Raw genomic sequence first — 6,089 nt, 5'->3', positions numbered from 1 at the left:
AACAATCCCCCTCCCTTACGTGTAAAAATTCGTTGTACAACCTTTGTACAGTACTATATGCAATGGAATGCATGAGAAAATCATAAATATACATTTTAGACATTGTGGATAAATATATAATATAGAAGAAAAATGACTTTTAGACATAATCCACAAGAAGTGGACAAAAAGATACACACATGGTGAATAAAATTTCCACAAGTTATCCACAACTGTGGATATTTAAACCAGCGGAATTTGCTTATTAAGAGTGAAAACAAAAATATAATATCAAAGAAAACCAATAGTTGCAATGGATTTTCGAAACTTATCCACAATCACTACAGGTTGTGGAAATAATTTGTCCACAGCACTATATAATGTGTACCTCTTGTCGATAAATCTGGAGATAAGAAAAAAATGTCGAAAAAACTTATCCACAAAGAAAAAATAGGGAGCATTGAATAAAAAGAGATAATTTTATGAGGAGGAAAAGAAGGGGGTAAACAACTAGATAATATTTGTGTATACTATGAAGGTGATGAAGACAGATGCGTAAAAAAATGATAAGATAGGTAGTATTGAAAAAATAATTGAATGTCTATATCTGTTGCTTAATGTGTATGCTTAAGAAGAAGATCTGGAGATAGATTTGATTCAACGCAGGCCAAAACGTGGTTTTCAGGATACAAAAAGCAGCTAAACCTGATTTGTTAAATGAAACCGTTCATTATGAAAAAGGATAAAATAGAGATAAAAAATCGTCTTTTTTTATTATAAAGTTGACAGAATGGGAGACATGTCACTATAATTATCAAGACTGTCTTTTTCAGATATTCCTCGAGGAGGTGTAGATAAATGAAAAGAACTTACCAACCAAATAAACGTAAGCGTAGTAAAGTACACGGTTTCCGTAGCCGCATGAGCTCTGCTAATGGACGTAAAGTGTTAGCACGCCGTCGTCGTAAAGGAAGAAAAGTATTGTCAGCATAATGGCCACTGAACTGTCAGTGGTCTTTTTTTCTCTTTGTACACTTTGGCCTGGTTTAAACCAGGCTAAAGTTGCAGAAAATGTGAGAAGAACGGAATGGTACAGGAGCTGTTAAAATAATGAGGAAAAGTTATCGAATCAAAGAAAATAAAGATTTTCAGCATGTTTTTAAGAAGGGAACGTCCGTCGCGAACCGCCAATTTGTGGTATACGCTCTAGAAAAGTCGGATCAGCCACATTTTCGTATTGGCTTGTCAGTTGGGAAAAAAATCGGCAACGCCGTTGTACGAAATAGAGTAAAAAGATTAATTCGCCAGGTTTTCTTTGAGTTATCAAGTTCTCTCGAGCAAGATAGAGATTATGTAATTATTGCAAGATATCCAACGGCGGAAATGACATATGAAGAAGTGAGCAAAAGCTTGCAGCACGTGCTGAGACGAGCTAAAGTGTTGAAAAAGTAATGAAGGCATTTTGTTTGTCAAAATTAAGGATGAGGGGATACGAAGGAATAGTTAAAAATGGCCAGAACCGTTTTTAAAACCGTTTTGCATCTAAAACGACGTGTTCTATCTCGCCTTTTACATAATTAAGTGATTGATGTAGAGCCCTTACTTATAACGAAGAGGCTCGGATCGGTGATCATGATCTCCTCTATCCACAATTTTACGATCCTCTTTTCAAAATTACTACTAATTTGGATCCTTCCGATGAAAAAACAACTAGATTTCAAGTTATTTCCACGTAATTTCCTCGCATACGTTGTTTTTCTTCTCCTATTGTTCGTATACTTAATACTAATAGAAGATAGCGTTTTAATAATCAGAAAACTCTTAAAAGGAGGAGTTTGATTTGGAGACTACAATGTTCACTGGACGTACAGTCGAAGAAGCGACTCAGAATGGTCTTAAGCAGTTGGGTCTTAACGAAGATCAGGTTATTTTATCTGTGATTGATGAAGGAAAAAAAGGTTTTTTAGGCGTTTTTAATAAAAAACCGGCAGTCATTGAAATGAAACGCAAGATTGATCCTGTTCAGGAAGCTGAAGAATATCTTCAACGTGTCATTATGGAGATGGGAATTACAGCAGATCTTACAAAAAAAGTACAAGGCCGAGACGTTGAATTTCTTATTCATAGTACAGATGCCTCTATGCTGATTGGTAAAAGAGGTGGAACGGTGAACGCACTTGAGCTGCTTACTCAGCTAGTAGCAAATCGTTTTTCTACTCATTATATAAATATTAAATTAAATCCAGAGGGCTACCGTGAGAAGAGAAAGCAGTCATTGGAAGTTTTAGCTGGAAAACTCGCTGCGAAGGCACTGCAATCGCAATCGAAAGTCGAACTTGAGCCTATGAACTCCTCGGAACGAAAAATTTTGCATCAAGCGCTTGTTCGTAATAAGTCTATTCGAACCTATTCGGTTGGAACAGAACCGAATCGTCACTTGGTCATTGAACCTCTCCAATTGAATCGCAGAAAATCCTAGAAGAAGCTATTTCTCAAACGCTCAGTAAAAGCTGAGCGTTTTTTATTTTGAAATAATAGTTCTCGCTCGAGGAAGATTAGTAGGAATTGTTATTCACATGTGGATAAGTTAAAATAAAAGGTACGCATTTTATAAAAATGTGAATAACTTAATGCGTTTGTTCAAAAAATACCTATTTTTTTCAAGAATGGTTTGTGCTATGCTTTAAATTTGGTTAACACCTTTTGTGTTAAAACGTTGCATCGTCAAGATGTTTTTATAAATAAAGATAGGTAAGAGAAAAAAAGAGAGGTGAAAGAATGATGTTAGAGCTTGATACAATTGCAGCGATTTCCACACCGATGGGGGAAGGGGCAATTGCTATTGTACGTTTAAGCGGGGAGGAAGCGATCTCCATTGCGGATCGCATTTTTAAAAGTCCCTCTGGTAAGACGCTGTCTACTGTTGCTTCTCATACGATCAACTACGGAAATATCATTGACCCTAAAACCAACGATGTGGTAGAGGAAGTAATGGTTTCAGTTATGAGAGGTCCTAAAACTTTTACTCGTGAAGATATTATTGAAATTAACTGCCACGGTGGACTTGTTTCCGTTAATCGTGTCTTGCAATTAATCCTGACGAACGGTGCTAGACTAGCAGAACCGGGTGAATTTACAAAGCGTGCTTTCTTAAATGGGCGTATCGACTTGTCACAAGCCGAAGCGGTCATGGATTTAATTCGCGCTAAGACAGATCGCGCGATGAACGTTGCCATTAAGCAAATGGAAGGTCGATTATCAAACCTGATTCGCCGTCTACGACAAGAAATTCTTGAAACACTTGCTCACGTAGAGGTAAACATCGATTATCCAGAGTACGATGACGTAGAAGAAATGACTCATCGAATGTTAATTGAAAAGGCCTCAAATGTGCGTAGCGAGATTCAAACGCTTTTACAAACGTCCCAGCAAGGGAAAATTTTGCGTGAAGGACTGGCTACGGTTATCGTTGGAAGACCAAACGTTGGGAAATCTTCATTGTTAAATAGCTTAGTTCAAGATACGAAGGCTATTGTAACAGATATTCCAGGAACAACAAGAGATGTTATCGAAGAATACGTAAATGTGCGCGGTGTACCGTTGCGTTTAGTAGACACAGCGGGAATTCGTGAAACAGAAGATATTGTCGAGCGTATTGGAGTAGAGCGTTCGCGTCAATACTTAAAAGAGGCAGATCTTATTTTACTTGTTTTAAATTACCATGACGAACTTACACATGAGGACGAGCAGTTATTTGAAGCTGTCCGTGGTATGGACTATATCGTCATTGTGAATAAAACGGATCTTACGAAGAAAATTGATTTAGATAAAGTGTATGAATTAGCATCAGGACATCCAGTAGTCACAACTGCTTTAGTACAAGAGCAAGGTGTCGATCAACTAGAAGAGGCTATTTCGAGCTTGTTCTTCGAAGGCAATATTGAAGCGCAGGATCTAACATATGTATCAAATTCTCGTCATATCGGTCTACTATCGCAAGCAGAGCAAGCGATTGATGAAGCGATTGTTGGAATTGAGAACGGTATTCCGATTGATATTGTTCAAATTGATTTAACACGCACGTGGGAAATTCTCGGAGAGGTTATTGGAGAATCTGTACACGAAAGCTTGATTGATCAGTTGTTCTCGCAATTTTGCTTAGGAAAATAAACAGTTTTATATATTAAGGGAGGTAAAGTTCAACATGCAATATGAAGCTGGTTCATATGATGTAATCGTCATTGGAGCTGGACATGCCGGAGTTGAAGCAGCGCTTGCTTCTGCTCGCATGGGCGCCAAAACCCTTACACTCACAATTAATTTAGATATGGTCGCATTTATGCCTTGTAATCCTTCTGTAGGGGGACCTGCAAAAGGGATCGTCGTGCGTGAAATTGACGCACTAGGGGGAGAAATGGGACGTAACATTGATAAAACACACATTCAAATGAGAATGTTGAACACAGGTAAAGGTCCTGCGGTTCGTGCACTACGCGCACAAGCAGATAAGTTCGCTTATCAGCATGAAATGAAGAAGACAATGGAAAATGAAGAGAATTTAACGCTTATGCAAGGAATGGTTGAGCGCTTGATTATCGAAGACGGCGTTTGTACGGGCGTAGTCACTCAAACAGGAGCAGTATTTAAAGCGAAGACGGTCGTGATCACGACGGGTACTTTCCTGCGCGGAGAGATTATTTTAGGAGAACTGAAATATTCAAGTGGTCCAAATAATCAACAACCGTCAGTACGCCTATCCGAGCATCTAGAAGAGCTAGGATTTGACTTGGTTCGTTTTAAAACAGGAACGCCGCCACGTGTTAATAGTAATACAATTGATTACAGTAAAACTGAAATCCAGCCTGGTGATGATGTTCCACGTGCATTCTCGTATGAAACAACGAAATACATTACAGATCAGCTTCCATGCTGGTTAACATACACAAATGAAACAACTCACCAATTGATTGATAATAGCTTGCACCTATCTCCGATGTACTCAGGAATGATTAAAGGAACAGGTCCACGCTATTGCCCATCTATTGAAGACAAGGTTGTTCGTTTCAACGATAAGCCACGTCATCAAATTTTCTTAGAACCAGAAGGTCGTAATACGCAAGAAGTATACGTTCAAGGGTTATCCACAAGCTTACCTGAGAGCGTTCAGCGTGATATTTTATCTACCATTCCTGGGTTAGAAAATGTTCAAATGATGCGTCCGGGATATGCAATTGAGTATGATGCTATTGTTCCAACGCAGCTATGGCCAACGCTTGAAACAAAAGTCATTAAAAATCTATACACTGCTGGTCAAATTAACGGAACGTCTGGTTATGAAGAGGCAGCAGGTCAAGGTATCGTAGCAGGTATTAATGCAGGTCGTCGTTCTCTCGACAAAGAAGAAATGATTTTAGGTCGTTCTGATGCCTATATCGGAGTGTTAATCGATGATCTTGTAACAAAGGGAACAAATGAGCCATACCGCTTGCTAACTTCACGCGCGGAATATCGCTTATTGCTTCGTCATGACAACGCAGATTTACGTCTAACAGAAATCGGATACGACTTAGGACTTATTTCTGATGAGCGTTACGACAAGTTCCAAAGCAAAAAAGCTGCGATTGAGGCTGAAAAAGAGCGCTTAGCGGGTATTATTATTAAACCGACTTCAGAGGTTCAAGAGATTATTAAAGAAGCGGGTGGAAGTGAATTGAAGGACGGCATTCGTGCGTCGGATCTGTTAAAACGTCCTGAAATGAATTATTCACACATTGCACGTATCGTTCCTGTTGATGGCGAGATTGATCCTGACGTTGCGGAACAAGTTGAAATTCAAACGAAATACGAAGGCTATATTCAAAAGTCTCTGCAGCAAGTAGAGCGTTTGAAAAAGCTAGAAGATAAAAAAATCCCTGATCAAATTGATTACGATGCAATCAATGGACTTGCTTCTGAAGCGCGCCAAAAATTAAAGCAAGTTCGTCCTCTAACAGTCGCTCAGGCTTCACGCATCTCAGGTGTAAACCCAGCGGATATCTCGATTTTACTTGTATATATCGAGCAAGGGAAAATTGCTAAAGTATCAAATGAGTAAATCATAGGTATAGAAA

The 6,089-nt window shown here is 38.8% G+C and carries 5 protein-coding genes; all 5 read left to right on the top strand.

From position 1 onward, the window contains the following. The first annotated feature begins 837 nt into the window (after window positions 1–837). The 5 genes from rpmH (at window position 838) to mnmG (ending at window position 6,073) form a co-directional block, all read left to right on the top strand. A complete protein-coding gene (gene rpmH, locus IE339_RS23665) occupies window positions 838–972 on the top strand; it encodes a 50S ribosomal protein L34 (protein ID WP_053401789.1) in 135 nt (44 codons plus the stop codon). A 117-nt stretch (window positions 973–1,089) separates the two neighbouring features. After that, on the top strand, window positions 1,090–1,431 hold the full coding sequence (gene rnpA, locus IE339_RS23660; RefSeq protein WP_242172562.1) for a ribonuclease P protein component: 342 nt from the start codon (window positions 1,090–1,092) through the stop codon (window positions 1,429–1,431). A 400-nt stretch (window positions 1,432–1,831) separates the two neighbouring features. Further along, entirely contained in the window at window positions 1,832–2,458 is a 627-nt protein-coding gene (gene jag, locus IE339_RS23655; RefSeq protein WP_242176297.1) for an RNA-binding cell elongation regulator Jag/EloR, read from the top strand. 302 nt (window positions 2,459–2,760) lie between these two features. Further along, window positions 2,761–4,149, top strand: coding sequence for a tRNA uridine-5-carboxymethylaminomethyl(34) synthesis GTPase MnmE (gene mnmE / locus IE339_RS23650; RefSeq protein ID WP_242176296.1), 1,389 nt, complete (start codon window positions 2,761–2,763; stop codon window positions 4,147–4,149). A gap of 34 nt (window positions 4,150–4,183) precedes the next feature. Then, on the top strand, window positions 4,184–6,073 hold the full coding sequence (gene mnmG, locus IE339_RS23645) for a tRNA uridine-5-carboxymethylaminomethyl(34) synthesis enzyme MnmG (RefSeq protein ID WP_242172560.1): 1,890 nt from the start codon (window positions 4,184–4,186) through the stop codon (window positions 6,071–6,073). The last annotated feature ends 16 nt before the right edge of the window (window positions 6,074–6,089 follow it).

The sequence above is a fragment of the Priestia koreensis genome (assembly GCF_022646885.1).
Classification (GTDB): Bacteria; Bacillota; Bacilli; order Bacillales; family Bacillaceae_H; genus Bacillus_AG; species Bacillus_AG koreensis_A.
This window is presented reverse-complemented; position numbering and strand designations above follow the sequence as displayed.